Here is a 402-nt window from a genome sequence, read left to right as displayed (position 1 = left end):
CAGCAACCTGGTCACCAGCACCGCTCCGGACGCGCCATAGCCGTGGCCCAAGGCTAAAGCGCCGCCTTCCACGTTGGCGCGCGCCGGATCAATGCCGAGGTGTTGCAGGCAGGCAATCGTCTGGGAGGCGAACGCTTCGTTGAATTCCCACAGCCCCACATCCCCGGCAGAAACTTGACGGGTAGCCAGAAGCCGTTCGGCAGCATGTGCAGCGCCTATTCCCAACAGTTTCGGGTCCACGCCCTTGGTATCGCAACCGAGCACCATCATTCCCTCCGCCGCCCCAAGCTCGCGCGCCCGCTTGAGGGAGGTGATGACGACGGCGGCCGCGGCGTCCGCGTCGAAGCATGAGTTCCCTGCGGTGACCGTTCCGCCGCTGACAAACGACGGCGGAAATCGCAC

At 65.2% G+C, this 402-nt stretch carries 1 pseudogene; it reads right to left on the bottom strand.

Annotation, left to right across the window (positions count from 1 at the left end):
• Positions 1-270 (bottom strand): annotated as a pseudogene (locus SB724_RS19455) (acetyl-CoA C-acyltransferase); the annotation flags it as partial.
• Positions 271-402 lie beyond the last annotated feature (132 nt).

It is taken from the genome of Bacillus sp. SIMBA_031, assembly GCF_046535225.1.
GTDB classification, from domain to species: domain Bacteria; phylum Bacillota; class Bacilli; order Bacillales; family Bacillaceae; genus Bacillus; species Bacillus velezensis.
This window is presented reverse-complemented; position numbering and strand designations above follow the sequence as displayed.